Origin of the sequence: Alkalihalobacillus sp. CinArs1 (assembly GCF_947387515.1) — a bacterium.
In the GTDB taxonomy this organism is placed as follows: Bacteria; Bacillota; Bacilli; order Bacillales; family Guptibacillaceae; genus Guptibacillus.
The window spans coordinates 25,436-40,309 of the sequence record NZ_CANDOB010000010.1 but is presented as its reverse complement, the minus strand read 5'-3'; the positions used below and the strand labels follow the sequence as shown (position 1 = coordinate 40,309).

Here is a 14,874-nt window from a genome sequence, read left to right as displayed (position 1 = left end):
GCACGCCGCCAGCGTTCGTCCTGAGCCAGGATCAAACTCTCCGATAGAAAAGTTCAATCTAGCTTTAAAACAATGTTGTTTCCGTAGAAACAATTTCTTGCATGGCGTTTCGTTCAGTTTTCAAAGATCAATTGTTTCTTTCGTTTGTCGTTTTCAGCGACTCAACTAATATAACATTTCGTCTAAGTCATTGTCAACAACTTTTTTTGAGATTGTTATTACAATCTGTTTGCTCCGTAAGAAGCAACGTGATTAATAATACATGACTACCTAAGTAGTGTCAATCCCTTTTTTAATTAAGTGATGTTGTCTTTGCAACAACGTTTACTACTATATCAGCTAAAATAGAGTGGGTCAATACATAGATTGATATTCTTTTTTAAAAAAAGAGCCAGAGCAAATCGGCTCTGGCTTGTACGGTCTCTCTTATTCAATCAAACGTTTGTTTAACTCGCTGTTTTCTCGTCGATCTTATCGAACATTTTCTCTTTCTCTACCTTTATTGACTCACTCAACTCATCATGCTTTTTCTCGCTATAGTCGAGAAGCGTATCTGAACGCTGAGTAATTTTCTCTTTGAGGAGCTCTACTTCTTCCTTTGTAATCTTTTCTTCAAAGTACAACTCTTGAGCTGCTTTATATAATAGGTCTTCTTCCGTTTGAACGATATCATTAAAGGTTGCTCTGATTTCGTCTACCTCTTTATTCTTTTGAAGATGCTCTTTGTTTACTGCAATATCAGCCTTCGCTGATGCAAGGTCTGCTTGAATTGATTTATGGGCATCGTTCAATAATTGATTGAGAGTGTTATTTAGCTCAACTTTTGAATTAACAGTCTTGTAAACTCCACCGCCTGCTTCTGCCGCATCTTCAAGCTGTCTACGACCTTCAGTATCTACATTGAATCCGATGATGTTTACCGTTACCTCTAAATCAGAGTGATGAAGCTTTTCCGCTTCACTCACAGGGTCTCCATCACATGTTTCCACACCATCACTCACTATATAAACTTTGTTTTTCACACGTTCTCCAGTTTTCCCTTTTAAATCAGACTGAACAGAGCTAATCGCATCCCCTAGTGGAGTCCATCCTGTAGGTTTGAATTGACCCAAAGCTTCGTTGAACGTGTTTTCATCATATGTATCCAAATCATAAAAGACTTCATTACTACTACAAGAGAGTTCCTTATCGCTATCATCATTACTACCTTTGTGACCGTAAGCTCTCAAGAGTATATTCGCGTCTTCAGGTAAGTTACTAGAAAATCGCTTTAAAGCATCCTTTGCGAGATCCATCTTCGTTCCTCCGCTTACTTGCCCTGCCATACTCCCACTAGAATCCAATAAAATCACAACATTCTCTTCATCAATCTTTTCTTCCTCAGATGTAAGACTTGCAAATTCAGGATTATAATCCTCATACGCCGCGTGAACCTCACTGTAATCGGCATGAAGCATAGAGACTAACCCGTTATATGCCGTCTCCGCATCAGCAGAAGAAGGGATTTCCTTTAAAATGTCATCGGGATTAATGGATTGTTTACCACTACCACTTTTGATTAATGATCCTGGACTTCCTTTTACAATACTCTGTGCATCTGTTGCAGCTTCAGGAAAGTCTGCTTTCTCTTCCTGCTGCTGTTCCTCTTGTTTATTATCTTTATTATTTTGACTAGCACTTTCTTCGTTATTAGAGCAAGCTGCTAGTAGTAGACAAACTAACCCTACAAGAATTAAGAGATACTTTTTCACATTCATACACCTCCAATAATAGATTTTATAACCTATATATTTATAGCCAATACTCTGCTACGACTTTAGAAAGAACGATTACTAAGAACATGATAGTTCCCAATACGATTGTCCTCGCCGTTACTTTCTTTCCGTTTTTATTAATAAAATTTATATAAAACACCGAACCACAGAACGCTAAAACAGCAAGAATTCCTCCAAAAAATATCTTGTCGTTACCATCTAACTTTCCGTTTTCTATAAACAATTGACCGTATACGATAACCCCAACAAACGCCCCGAGCATAAGTATATTTGCCGCAATAGAAACTTTCTTCCACATCTTAATTTTCTCCTAAACATCAGAATGTCTCTTTATTAAATAACTCATCCGATACAAACCCCAATCAGACTTTTTATCTTCTTTTCACAATCACTATTTAATTTCCACAAAGAAAGCGAAGTAAATTAAAGTAAGGGAAGAAAACAACCTTCAGGAAAAACATCTTTCCACTTTATTAAAACTCTACAAACAATCGGTACAAAATAAAAAGCAAAAAAGTAACTACTGCTCCTATTACAGTACGAGTAGTTAGCTTCTTTCCATTTTGTGAAGTGAGATTAATACTAGATATAATCCCAACAAAAGCAAAAACAATAATCACTAAGAGTAAAAAGATTCTATCAGTGAAATCTAACTTTCCATCTTCTATAAACATTCGAGAGTATATATATGTTAATAAGATCATCACTAAAAATGACACTTTAGAAGTTATTGATAGTTTCTTCCACTTTGTCATATGTCCACCCCAAAACACCTAATTAGCTTAAGTATTTTAAAAACTCCTTCACTAATATTACCTAAACATATTAGCAAGACCTATTGCACCAGCAAAAAACAATACAAGCAATGCAGTCTGGAGTATACGCGCCTTAATGCTAACACCCTCTGATCTTCTACTAATATGGGCAAAAACCCCAATGATCATTGTTGCGCCAAGACCCATTGCAGCATATATCAACCAAGGTGGACGTTCAGTCATTTTATAAACACCGCCCCCTTGAGATTCTCCCAATGAAAATACTAATCCTACTGTGCTTCCCAAAATAATTATCACAGCGGCCGCTTCTATGAACCCCCACATTCGATTAGTCATGATTCCAACTCCTTCCATAAATCATTCTACTGTTCTTTTTTAGTTTTCTTATCTGAGAATTCCTTCTCTGCAATTTTTGATAATTCATCACTAAGGTATTTTTTCAAAACTTCGTATGTGGTTTGAATTCGTGTGTCTGGGTACCGACTTAGAAGTATATCTAAAGAAATAAATGCACCACCTACAGCTGCACCAATTCCAAAATCCAAAAAACTAGCTTGTCCAGAAGTAAGAAATTGCATAAGTAGATTGGTACCACCTGCCACACCAATTGCACCCGCGGCTGGTATAATAGGATTTACTAACCTAAAACCACTACGAATCGCCGTTCCCACTTCAGATACTAGAGCTCCACCTAAAGGTGCTGTTGCAAATGTCACTGCAGTATCTTTAGCCATTGATCCCCAGTTAATTTCACCCGTCATTATAAAATTAAAACCATGAATTCCGGGAACAACAGCCGTTGGTAGAATAGCCGCTTTTGAATATGCATATAAAGCACGTTTAGCTACAGCCCCCCAACTCCCTAAAGCATATCTATTAATCTGAGCAGATAACAACCCTGTCGCAGCTTTCCTACCGAGATAAGCTCTAACAGCCGCAATCGCCCCAGTAGCCTGTCCAATCCCGCCTAACAGGGCACCTCCAGCTGTCCAGCCAAGTGAGCCTAGAAAACTATAGTCGCTGTTTCGATTCATAAGATAATACGCGCCACCGGCGATGCCCGCTCCAATTCCAGCTGCGATCGCAACTGGTGCGCTGATTACGCCAAGAGCGACAGCACCCACGATTCCGGCGCCAACGCCTACAAAGCTCAAGGTTGATTTTACCCAGTTTGGCGTCGCGTCCCAGATATTCGATGTGAAGTTTGTAAAAGCGTTCCATGTATTGACCGTGCCATCGACGAAAGCGTCCCACGTGTTAGCTGACCAGTCCGTAAATGAATCCCATGTGTTCGCCGACCAATCTGTGAAGGACGACCATGTGTCTTGTGACCAGTTACTGAAGTCATTCCATGTATCACTCGACCAATCAGTGAACCTATCCCAGCCTCCAGCAATGAAATCCCCCATATCCCCGACCGTATCGAAGAATGGGTCAAGAGCATCTCTTCCTTTGTTAAAAGCGTCTCCGATATCGTTACCGATTCCTCTCCAATCGATGTCCCACCAATGATCTTTGTCCTTACCGTCATTAGCAGTGGCATCTCCATCACTTTCCGTTTTGTTGAGGTTATCATTGTTATAGTCGAGTTCCCCAACCTCCGCTAAAGCGACGGGAGATACACTCGTAGCAAGCATGAAGAGAAGAATCACGAACGATATCAGTCGTTTAAACGCCACTCTGCACCCTCTCCCCTCAACTTATTTACATGTTATATCGATCCCCACCGGTGTACCGATTCCAGCAGAGGCATCTGCTTTGATGCCGTCGAACTGCGAATCTTCGACCGTCACGTATGAACCTTTGCGTTCTGATTCTACAAAAATGCTGAACGTTTCCTCATCGAATTCAACCCTTACATTTCGATCAGCACCGTTTTTCTTCGCATAGCGATTGGCGGCGTCTTCGATATCAGACATGTTTCCTCTTACAGCGTCGCATGCGATCTCGCTAATTTCGTCTTCTTCATATAAAAAGAGCAGCAGTTCATTGGCATCCAGGTCAACACTGTCACCTTCTTTAAGCCATTTTTCAACTGTTGACCTATACGAATCATCGCTGCCTTCAATTTCATCTTCAAGCCAGTTCCCAATCTCGTCATCTGTTAATTCTTCACTTGAGAAACGTTCTTCAAGTTCTTCTAACCGCTCTTCGAGTTCCTCACGAAGTTCCTTGTCATAAGAGTTCTTCGCCTCTTTTGCAGCGGCTAGTACCGCCGAGTCCGCACTCGTTTGGCTGACGCGTTTTGAAATGAACACATTAAAGAAATCAAAGAAAGCGAAGCTGATAAAAATTGAAACGACGAGTAAGCCCACCATGATCAGCAGCATGCTGTTGCCTTGTTCATTTTTCAGGTAAGAACGTAATGTTGTCATGGCAAACTTCCTTCGTCGTCATCCTCTTCCATCGGCATCGTCGCATCTGCATCAAAATCCAGTTCAATCTGACCAACGAGAGGGATCGAAACGGTCGGTATTCTTGAAACGACCGTTACGGTAACGTCCTCTCCCGATTCAACTGAACTGACGGATTGAATCTGTAAACCGCCTGCTGATCGTTCCGCTACTTGTTGTGCATTCCCACCTACCGATGCCGCTCTGGCACCATCTCTGGCAGCTGACTCTGTGACAACAACCGCATAAGCAACGAGCGCCATCTGCCAGATGATCATAAACGCCACGATCACAAGCGGGAATACAGCTAAAAATTCAATCGTTTGTGACCCTTTCTCATTTTTTAGGTAAGAAGTAAGCTTTCTCATCGCGAATTAAATGTCACTGATCATTTGAGCGATACGATCAACGATAGCAGATGCAATTCCGTCTCCATTACCATCTACAGCTGTAGCAACAGCTGCCATTACTGCTAATACGACTAGTCCTAGTGCTACCCACTCAAGAGCCTGTGCACCTTCTTCATTGTTTACGTACTGATTCATCGTTTCCTTAGACTTTATTACGAGTTTGTTTAACATCATAACCTCTCCTTTTAGGTAATTAGTTTTTATTTGAACCTTCTAATTGAAGAAGGTATCAAGACCAAATGCGCCAGGGTTGTAAATCACGTTCAGAGCAAGCAATCCAATGATCAAGATGAACACACCCGGCAATACGAAAAATGTTGTGACTAACGTAATTTGAGGACTTGCCTTCGCTGCTTTTTCCTTCGCTTTAAAGCTTCTGGTCGCGCGAAGGTCATCCGCTTGAATGGCAAATGTTTTAGAAACAGGGACACCTAGAGTAGATCCCTGGATAAGAGAGTTCACAAGCATCTCTAGCTCTCTAGATGAATTTCGATTGATTAGATTTTCATAAGCTGTTTTCCTCGGAACACCGAGATCAATTTCTCGATTAAATCGTTCGATCTCTTCGCTCAGCGGTCCATCGAACTGCCTTGTCACTTGATGGAGCGCGCCATCTAACCCAACACCTGCCTGAAGCGTAACGCTGACGGTATCGAGAAAGTCCGGCATCATCATGCTGATCGTTTCTTGTCGCTCACGAGCTTTTAATAATAGCCATAGATTCGGCCCTAAATAGCCCCCGAGCGGCAGAAGTAGAAACATCGCAAAAGCAAGCGGCAGTCCTAGAAGAAGGTAAAGCATTCCAGCGACGATCCCGCACAGTCCTAGGAAAAACCTGAGACCATAAAAGCTCTCTAGCCGGAGCCCCATCGGGTTCCCTGCCTGGATCAGCTGGTTTTCATCCTTCTCTCGATCTGAGAAAAACGCGTATTTAACACCTGTAGGTCCTGCATATTCAGCTGCTTTTATGAGGCGGTCACTCATTTTTCGCCTGAAACTCACTCGCCTCTGTCGAACAGATTCCTCTACCTTCAGTTGATCAACTAGCTTATGTTTCTTGCTGATATACAAATAGATATAAATAAATCCGATGAGTAAAATGAATAGAATGGCAGTAAATAAGAAGCCGGCATATACACTTAGTAATGAACTCATAGGTTACACCCTTATCCTTGAAATCCGTTTGATCAGAATGAAAGCCGCGAACATAATGAGTGAAAATATCGCGAAAAGAAGCAGACCCCATGTGGTGAATAGAACGTTTAGAAAGCCTTCGATGAACAAGTTCATCATGATCGCCATCATGAAAGGCATGAGCACAAGGATATACGCGATCGAACGCGACTCCGCTGTTGCGGTTTGGATTTCTTTTTGTACGCGTCCTCTTTCTTCGATCGTTCCAGCCATTAAATCTAGCACTTCAGCAAGGTTTCCCCCGACGCGTCGTTGAATCAAGATCGTACTAACGAAGATTGAGATTTCTTTACTTGAATACCTCTCACGAAAACGTCCCATCACTTCTTCAACGTCGTCTCCAAGCTTTATTTGCTGATCCATTATTCTAAACTGTGGACCCGCTGGTTCTGACACCTCTGAACCTACCATTTCGATCCCTTGAGGAATCGTTTGACCAGCTTTAATCGAATTAGACATCATCCTGCATATTTCAGGAAGCTGTTTGTTGAAGCTTTCGTTCAATTTATCTTGCCTCGCGTTTAATAGGAGTCTCGACCCGATCCATACCGAGAAGTAGGCGATCAACAGCGCGATAAGCGGAAGTAAACCTAGTAAGAAAAACCCCACGAACCATATCACGGCAAGAGTAAGTAAATAGATCCCCATATACTCCGACGGCTTCAAGCGAATATTCGCTTGAACAAGCTTCTTTTCCAAATCTCGAGACAATTCCGATTCATCATATTTATCACCGATTAGAATTACGAAACTCTTTCTGTTCTGTTCACCTGTTTCAAACCATTCATCGATCTTCTTTACTGACTGCTTCGCTCGGCGGCTTTCCATCACGTAATAGATAAATAGGAAGAATGAAAGAAACGCAGCGGTAAGCGCTAGGAGAGCGATTGTCATACGATCGCCCCCTCAAGGAACAGCGAATCGGATAGTTCAACACCGTATGCTCTAAAACGATTGACTAGTTTAGGTTTATATCCAGTCGCTTCAAAGTGCCCTTTCACCTTGCCATCTGCAGTAACGCCTTCGCGTACGTACCGGAAGATGTCATGTATTTCGATCTCTCCATCACCTTCAGTAATTTCTGCGATACTCACAACCTTACGTCCACCATCGGGCTGTCTTGACGTTTGCACGATCAAGTCGAGAGCACCAACGAAATAACCACGAATGATCTCAACAGTTATCGGTAGACCAGACATGACAACCATCGCCTCCAAACGACCAAGTGCATCTTTAGGTGAGTTCGCGTGGACGGTTGTGAGAGATCCTTCGTGCCCGGTATTCATAGCCTGAAGCATATCGATCGCTTCAGAACCACGAACCTCCCCAACGATAATGCGATCAGGACGCATGCGCAGAGCATTCTTTACAAGCTGGCGGATGGTGACTTCACCCTTGCCTTCCATGTTAGGAGGCCTCGCCTCTAGCCGAACAAGGTTTTCATATGAAAAGCGAAGTTCTGCCATATCCTCGATCGTTACGACTCGTTCCCCGAGCGGGATCGAATCAGAGAGAACGTTGAGTAACGTCGTCTTCCCGCTCCCTGTTCCTCCTGATACGAGGATATTTGTCTTTGCCTGTACTGCCGCTTGAAGAAACCGCCCCATTTCATCCGTAAACGTCCCAAAACCCTGAAGGTCTTCAAGAGTGAACGGCGTTTTGTTAAATTTACGAATCGAAATCGATGGACCATCAAGTGAAATGGGCGGGATGACCGCGTTCACTCGGCTTCCATCTGGAAGTCTCGCATCTACCATCGGGGAACTTTCATCGATCCGTCTTCCGAGCGGAGCGATGATGCGGTCGATGATATGGCGGATATGCTGATCATCTTTAAACTGAATATCTGTCTCCTGCATTTTTCCGCCGCGTTCGATGTACACTTCGTTCGCACCGTTCACCATGATCTCGGTTATGCCATCATCCTGAAGCAATGCTTCTAGAGGTCCATACCCTACGGATTCGTTGATGATCTGTTGAATGATCCTCTCCATTTCCTGACTAGGAATGATTACTTTCTCTTCATCGATCATTTGCTTTACGAGTCGCTCGATTGTTTGTTTTCGTTCAGTTGGGGGAAGGGTCGTAATACTTTCAAGATTCGCTTCCTTGATCAAACGATTTTTGTAGTGCCTCACCCATTTTTCTTCAGGGCTGTTCGTCACTTCCCACTCTTTCGACCGAGGCGTACTTTGATTCGATGCTCGTTGTAACCAAGACATACACTCACCTCCTCTACATCAGCACTTTGTCAACAAAGAGCTTCATATCCTTCGTTGCTTTCGACTGCCCACGATCATTTTTCTTTTTATAAAATGGCTCTCCCATATTCAAAACCGGTTGTAAGCCGAAGTAATCTGAACGAACCGAAGCAGTCACTTCTTTTGAAAGAAGTCTCGCGATATCTTTTTCCGCTAGCTCACCTTTTGGATGCGTTCGATTTAAAAGCAATGACACAGGGTGATTGCGTCCACTCAATTGGAAACGCTCGAATAGATCCATCGCATTTTTAAAAGCCCGAAGCCCCAGGCTATCCGGGGTCAGAATATAATGGATCGCCGTCGACTCTGATAACCCTGTAAAACTAATCGTGCTGATTGCTGAAGGAACATCTAGAATCACATGATCATAGTGAGCTCGGCACGTTCGAATTACCTTCGTGATCAACTCTTCGTTAATCTCTTCTGCCTTAGCTGGATTTGCCGGCCCTGTTAACACATCGATACCCGTCCGTTCATCTCTAATCGATACGTTCTCGATGTGGTGTAACGAGAGCTCTTGAAGGACAGGCTGCAAATCATAATACGACCTTGAAAATTCAAGCCCAAGTGCTGGTTCAACCCCACCGAACTGCGCGTTTAAATCGATGAGAATAACGCGCTTATCATGGTGAATGCGAAGTGACTGAGCAGTTAAGATCGATAGTAACGTCGTGCCGCTGCCACCCTTTGCACTATAAAAGGCATGAACGATGCCGTTCCCAGAATCGCGATTAAATGATTGCTCCGTTAATTCAAGGCTTTGCTGAATATCGACAATTAGTTGACTCAAACGATCGATCTCATCAGGGAAGACCATTACGTCATAGGCACCGGCCTTCACCCACCGTCTACCTTCATCAAACGAACGATCTTCTGTAATTCCGATTACAAAACTTGAAGTAGGGACCGTAATGGCTTGCAGAGCCTCAAGCTCATCACTATCTACAAAGTAAAATTGAAAGGTTTCAGAGAAAGAAGGTTTCCATTCTTCCTGAGTCACAACATCGACTCCGCTTTCTAAAAGCTCCCTTTTCACCGATTCAATAACATCTTCTTTCTTAGATAAAATTAATGACTTATACGAAGAACTCATCTCATCCACCCCGCTTTACTCCTCATCAGCATCATCCTCGGCTGCTTTTTTCTCAGCTGCTTTTTTCTTTTCAGCAGCTTCTTTTGCTTTCGCTTCTTCTTCCTTCTCAGCCGCCGCTTTCTTTGCTTCAGCTTCCTTCTTCGCTTGTTCAGCTTCAGCTGCAATTTGATTCACACGAAGAATACGGATCTGTTTGGCAGCATTTTGAGCATGTATCAGCTTTTCAGCTTGTTCTAGGTCCAGCGATACTCTGATTGCAGGACCAAACGACTCATCGTCGTTATCCGTCTGAAGCTCTTCTTGTTGAACGACTGGAACCGTTTCAAGCAAGCGCTCAGTTGTTACACCGCTTTTTGTTTCCATAACGGAATACACATCAACAAGATCACCTTCTGTGATCGCTTGGTCGATCACGACATTAGAAGTTGGATTCAACCACACGACCCGATTCTCAGCAGGGATATCCAGCTTCTTCCTCACGACGTTCTTGGTAAGGATATCGCCATCGTTTAAGTTCACGACCGCAATGGCTTCTTCTAGGTCCTTCTCATCCTGTATGAATGAGGATACCTGACTGCTTCTCGGCATCTCGACCCACTCGATATCACTTTCTTCAAGAGAAGTATAGGAACGGATATCAGATCCTGCCGCTGCGACTTTCACCGTTTCACCGAGCGACTCTTGAGCCATTCGAATTTGGTTTAAAATAAAGCCAGCCGCGACGACGGCAAGTATAAAAGCAAGTGTAAGAAAGATAAGTGCTCTTCTTTTTGCATCAATCATTTGATTCACCCCAACGATTCGTAATAGGAATACGAGCGATATGAATAAATGGAATGTTAACTGGAAGATGGGGCTTCGCGATCTCGATCTCATGATCTGCTCTCAGTGAGTCAGACACTCCTTTTTTCACAACCCAATACTCTGAGTCAGCCGAAGTAGTGGCGGCTTCTAATAATCCTGATAGACTCCCAGATTCTTCTACAGTTAGTGCTTCGTTTTTCCAAACTGCTCGTTTGTAGATGTCTTTCTTCGGTGCTCGATATGTACGAAGCATCCTTCCATTCGAGAAAACGGCTGGCTTTTGAGAGATGACCGTTCCCGATACAGATCGAACCTGCCACTCAACCCAACGCAGGACTTCCTGTTTCGTTGGATTGGTTAAAGCTTGAACCTTTTCAGCGAGCATGTAGAGCAGCGCTCGGTTATCGGGAGCTGGAATCGTGATCACAGACCTTTCATTCATGAGCCAGTTTGATAACTTACTAAGTTCATCCGCCGGTTGGACATGAGGATCATAGAAATAAATGATCCGACTACCTGATGGGAATCGATCGATGAAGTAGGAAATCTCTTCTTCTAGCTGCCAATTGGCAATCGGAACCTTCTTTGATCGTAGGAATTTTGCATCATCCTTTTCGAGAAAGTTTTCTAAACCATCAGCACCCTTAATATTGATCGGTTTCATACGTATGTTCTCGCTTTGGAGTGATTGAAGCCCTAGTGATTCATCAAGTACGATTTTCATATAATCTCCCTACTCCTAATTTTTTTCACATTGCTATATTCGCATAAAAGTGTAAAATTTTGTGTGCGAATCGACCATAAAATGGATTTTCCAGAAAAAGACGAAAAAAGTCACCGATAATGCTCTGATCCATCCAAAGTTTTTATAACTTTATACCCAAGAGAAAGAACATCTTAACCCTAAATATTGGAAAATAAATATAAAAAAACAGACAGCGCTTTGCTGTCTGTTTTCTATTAAACTCTTAATCTATGCTAAGAATGCAAAATACGCAACGAATACGAAGAACAACACATACATGATCGGATGGATGTTCTTTCCTTCACCTTTTACTAGCATGGTGATTGGATACATAACGAATCCGAGTGCAATTCCAGTTGCGATACTGTACGTCAGCGGCATTGCGATAATCGTTAAGAATGCTGGCACAGCGATTTCAAAACGATTCCACTCGATTTTACCAAGAACACTGACCATTAGAACTCCTACGATAATTAAAACAGGAGCCGTAACGGCGGGTGTTACAACAGCTAATAATGGTGAGAAGAATAATGCGAGAAGAAACAGTCCAGCCGTTACGACCGAAGTGAAACCAGTCCGTCCACCTGCTGCTACACCTGATGAAGACTCGATGTATGCTGTTGTCGTTGATGTTCCTAGTACAGCACCAAGTACCGTTGCAGATGAATCAGCGAACAACGCTTTTCCTGCACGAGGAAGCTTATTGTCTTTCATGATTCCTGCTTGCGTCGCAACTGCGATCAATGTTCCAGCTGTATCGAAGAAATCGACGAACAAGAATGTAAGAACAACAACTAGCATGTCGATCGATACCAAGTCACCAAGATGACCAAGTGCTACACCAAACGTTGGCTCAAGACTCGGAATACTTCCTACGACGCTATCCGGAACTGGCACCTGATTAAAGATCATTCCTACGATCGCTGTGATCACCATTCCGTAAAAGATTCCGCCGTTTACGTTTCGAACCATGAGGATGACCGTGATGATAAGGCCGAATACCGCTAGTAGCGTTGAACCAGATAGAAGATTACCTAACTGAACGAGCGTTGAGTCATTATTCTCAACGATTCCAGCACTCTTCAGTCCGATAAACGCAATAAAGAGTCCGATTCCGCTCGCTGCTGCGTATTTTAATTCCATCGGGATAGCGTTGATGATCATTTCTCGAATTTTAAAAATCGTAATGATGATAAAAATAAGTCCTGAAACTAAAACACCTGCAAGTGCCGTTTCCCAAGGTACTCCCATTACCGTTACAACGGAATAGGTGAAGAATGCGTTCAATCCCATTCCAGGTGCTAATGCAATTGGATAGCCAGCGAGTAGACCCATGATCAGCGTACCGAGTGCAGCTGCTAACGCCGTCGCTGCGAAAACGGCTCCTTGATCCATTCCAGCATCCGCTAGGATAGATGGGTTAACAAACAGAATGTATGCCATCGAAAGAAAGGTTGTTAAACCGGCAATCGATTCCTTTTTGTACGTTGTGTTGTGCTCTTGAAAGCGAAAAAATCGCTCCATCTTACTTCCCCCTTATTTCAACATCCGTCGTAAAAATAAAAAAAGCTCCGGGTTCTCTACCCGGAGCGGACTAATAGGAAAAGAAAGATCGCAAACCGTTATGCTTCAAGAGCCAAACGGTTCACTTCTCTCACTGTTTCCTTCGTAGTCAGGTTATTTACGGTAACCTGGTAGAGACTTTCGGGCCTTATTCCCGATGTTATACGATGGATTGTCGTTCTTTTATTTACTTTTGCAGTATATCAATTACAACTTTACTCGTCAACAGTAAATACGAACATTTTTAATATTTATTTATCTTTCGTTCGTGTTTACTCCCACTCGATCGTAGCAGGCGGCTTGGACGTAATATCATACACTACGCGGTTTACGTGGTCGACTTCATTCACAATACGAGTTGAAATGATTTCAAGAACCTCGAACGGAATACGCGCCCAATCGGATGTCATGCCATCGATCGATGTTACAGCACGTACGCCAACCGTGTAGTCATATGTTCTCGCATCACCCATGACGCCGACACTACGGAAGTCAGGAAGCGCGGTGAAGTACTGCCAGATTTCACGATCAAGGCCGGCTTTTTTGATTTCTTCACGAAGAATCGCATCAGATTCACGGACGACCTTCAGCTTTTCTTCTGTTACTTCACCGATTACGCGGATACCAAGACCTGGTCCTGGGAACGGCTGTCTCCACACGATTTCATCCGGCAGGCCAAGCTCTGTACCCACTTTACGAACTTCATCCTTAAATAGCATGTTTAACGGTTCGATCAAGTCGAGCTTCATATCTTCTGGGAGACCACCTACGTTATGGTGGGATTTAATCGTCTGTGCCGTTGCTGTTCCACTTTCAACGATATCCGTGTATAGCGTACCTTGTGCAAGGAAAGACATATTCTCAAGCTTCTCAGATTCTTCTTCAAATACGTAAATAAATTCGTTCCCGATGATCTTACGCTTCTTCTCTGGATCTGTTACGCCCTTAAGCTTAGATAGGAAGCGGTCAGAAGCATCGATCTTGATCAGATTCATTTCGAATCCTTCTCCGAACGTCTTCATCACACTATCCGCTTCGTTTTTACGAAGAAGACCATGATCGACGAACATACACGTTAGCTGGTCACCGATCGCTTTATGAACGAGGGCCGCAACGACTGAAGAATCTACGCCACCACTTAGTGCGCAAAGAACTTTTTTGTCACCAACAGATTCGCGGATCGTCTCGATCTGTTCATCGATGAAGTTTTCCATCGACCAGTTTCCTTCACATTCACACACTTTGTAAACAAAGTTCTTCAGTAGTTCGTTCCCGTGCTCCGTGTGACGAACTTCTGGATGAAACTGTACGCCATAAAGGTGACGAGAAGAATCGCTCATTGCAGCGACAGGACAAGATGGGTTCGTTGCTGCGACATCGAATCCTTCTGGTGGTGCTTTTACAAGATCACCATGACTCATCCAAACGGATTGCTTTTCTGGAAGGCCATCATATAACGGCGATTGGTGCGTGATGTCGAGCATCGCTTTCCCGTATTCACGGTGTTTCGCTGCTTCTACGCTTCCACCAAAATGGTGCGTCATAAGCTGCATACCATAACAAATGCCAAGAACCGGAATGCCAAGCTCAAAAATTTCTTCATCACAGCGAGGTGCTCCTTCACCATACACACTGTTTGGCCCGCCGGAGAAAATGATCCCTTTTGGATTGATCTTCTTTACCTCTTCAGCAGTAATGGTGTTTGGATGTAATTCACTGAATACACCGAGGTCACGAATACGTCTTGCGATTAGCTGATTGTACTGTCCTCCAAAGTCGAGGACAATAATGGATTCCTGTTCTTCTAACATCTAATTCCCTCACTTCTATTTAGTCTTCAGTAGTTTTGTCTCGTCTAGC

At 43.2% G+C, this 14,874-nt stretch carries 15 protein-coding genes and 1 riboswitch; all 15 genes read right to left on the bottom strand.

Annotated elements, in window-relative coordinates; genetic code table 11:
• Window positions 1–446: 446 nt before the first annotated feature.
• Window positions 447–1,751, bottom strand: coding sequence for a VWA domain-containing protein (locus PFZ69_RS20785; RefSeq protein ID WP_270183003.1), 1,305 nt, complete (start codon window positions 1,749–1,751; stop codon window positions 447–449).
• A 40-nt stretch (window positions 1,752–1,791) separates the two neighbouring features.
• Window positions 1,792–2,073: a hypothetical protein gene (locus PFZ69_RS20780; RefSeq protein WP_270183002.1), complete on the bottom strand. Its 282-nt coding sequence runs from the start codon at window positions 2,071–2,073 to the stop codon at window positions 1,792–1,794.
• 514 nt (window positions 2,074–2,587) lie between these two features.
• Entirely contained in the window at window positions 2,588–2,887 is a 300-nt protein-coding gene (locus tag PFZ69_RS20775) for a hypothetical protein (RefSeq protein WP_270183001.1), read from the bottom strand.
• Between the two features lie 26 nt (window positions 2,888–2,913).
• On the bottom strand, window positions 2,914–4,230 hold the full coding sequence (locus tag PFZ69_RS20770; protein WP_270183000.1) for a hypothetical protein: 1,317 nt from the start codon (window positions 4,228–4,230) through the stop codon (window positions 2,914–2,916).
• 21 nt (window positions 4,231–4,251) lie between these two features.
• A complete protein-coding gene (locus PFZ69_RS20765; protein ID WP_270182999.1) occupies window positions 4,252–4,926 on the bottom strand; it encodes a pilus assembly protein TadG-related protein in 675 nt (224 codons plus the stop codon).
• Window positions 4,923–5,312, bottom strand: a complete 390-nt coding sequence (locus PFZ69_RS20760) for a TadE/TadG family type IV pilus assembly protein (RefSeq protein ID WP_270182998.1) — start codon at window positions 5,310–5,312, stop codon at window positions 4,923–4,925. The genes PFZ69_RS20765 and PFZ69_RS20760 overlap by 4 nt, the downstream gene beginning before the upstream one ends.
• Before the next feature lie 6 nt (window positions 5,313–5,318).
• Window positions 5,319–5,528 (bottom strand): hypothetical protein, encoded by a 210-nt coding sequence (locus tag PFZ69_RS20755; protein ID WP_270182997.1) that lies wholly within the window; start codon window positions 5,526–5,528, stop codon window positions 5,319–5,321.
• 39 nt (window positions 5,529–5,567) lie between these two features.
• On the bottom strand, window positions 5,568–6,509 hold the full coding sequence (locus PFZ69_RS20750; protein WP_270182996.1) for a type II secretion system F family protein: 942 nt from the start codon (window positions 6,507–6,509) through the stop codon (window positions 5,568–5,570).
• A gap of 3 nt (window positions 6,510–6,512) precedes the next feature.
• Window positions 6,513–7,442, bottom strand: coding sequence for a type II secretion system F family protein (locus PFZ69_RS20745; RefSeq protein WP_270182995.1), 930 nt, complete (start codon window positions 7,440–7,442; stop codon window positions 6,513–6,515).
• Window positions 7,439–8,770: a CpaF family protein gene (locus PFZ69_RS20740; RefSeq protein WP_270182994.1), complete on the bottom strand. Its 1,332-nt coding sequence runs from the start codon at window positions 8,768–8,770 to the stop codon at window positions 7,439–7,441. The genes PFZ69_RS20745 and PFZ69_RS20740 overlap by 4 nt, the downstream gene beginning before the upstream one ends.
• Window positions 8,771–8,783: 13 nt before the next feature.
• Window positions 8,784–9,902 (bottom strand): AAA family ATPase, encoded by a 1,119-nt coding sequence (locus tag PFZ69_RS20735; RefSeq protein WP_270183004.1) that lies wholly within the window; start codon window positions 9,900–9,902, stop codon window positions 8,784–8,786.
• A gap of 15 nt (window positions 9,903–9,917) precedes the next feature.
• The gene (locus PFZ69_RS20730; RefSeq protein ID WP_270182993.1) at window positions 9,918–10,685 is read right to left on the bottom strand and encodes a hypothetical protein; all 768 of its coding nucleotides are present in this window, start codon (window positions 10,683–10,685) and stop codon (window positions 9,918–9,920) included.
• The gene (locus PFZ69_RS20725) at window positions 10,678–11,430 is read right to left on the bottom strand and encodes a hypothetical protein (RefSeq protein ID WP_270182992.1); all 753 of its coding nucleotides are present in this window, start codon (window positions 11,428–11,430) and stop codon (window positions 10,678–10,680) included. The genes PFZ69_RS20730 and PFZ69_RS20725 overlap by 8 nt, the downstream gene beginning before the upstream one ends.
• A gap of 249 nt (window positions 11,431–11,679) precedes the next feature.
• Entirely contained in the window at window positions 11,680–12,975 is a 1,296-nt protein-coding gene (locus tag PFZ69_RS20720; RefSeq protein WP_270182991.1) for an NCS2 family permease, read from the bottom strand.
• A 125-nt stretch (window positions 12,976–13,100) separates the two neighbouring features.
• Window positions 13,101–13,202: riboswitch (purine riboswitch) on the bottom strand.
• 84 nt (window positions 13,203–13,286) lie between these two features.
• Entirely contained in the window at window positions 13,287–14,825 is a 1,539-nt protein-coding gene (gene guaA, locus PFZ69_RS20715) for a glutamine-hydrolyzing GMP synthase (RefSeq protein ID WP_270182990.1), read from the bottom strand.
• Window positions 14,826–14,874 lie beyond the last annotated feature (49 nt).